This is a genomic window from Campylobacter sp. RM9331 (genome assembly GCF_020137685.1).
Taxonomy (GTDB): domain Bacteria; phylum Campylobacterota; class Campylobacteria; order Campylobacterales; family Campylobacteraceae; genus Campylobacter_E.
In genome coordinates this window covers 1-264 of record NZ_JACGBA010000075.1, presented here as the reverse complement: position 1 = coordinate 264, position 264 = coordinate 1, and the positions used below count along the sequence as shown (strand labels likewise).

The 264-nt window shown below is 30.3% G+C and carries 1 protein-coding gene; it reads left to right on the top strand.

Translation table 11 applies throughout. From position 1 onward, the window contains the following. Positions 1 to 264: hypothetical protein (locus AVBRAN9331_RS09830; protein ID WP_336612941.1), on the top strand; the 264-nt coding region annotated here is incomplete at both ends.

Genomic DNA, 264 nt, shown 5'->3' with positions numbered 1-264 from the left:
AATACAACAACTCCTGAAGTAATTGTTCCAAGTGTTGGAAATGGAATTAAAGTATCTATATTTGAAGGTGATGAATCAGGCGATCACAATAACTTAAAAGAAATTAGCAATGGTTCAACTACAGTAGATGCTAATCCTTTATTTAAAGGTGAGATTGATGCTAGTGGTGTTAAAGCAATGCAAGTATTTATCACTTATAATGATAAGTTAATTAAAACTGATTCAGTTCTTGCTGTTGATGGTAAATTTAAATATGTTCCAGAA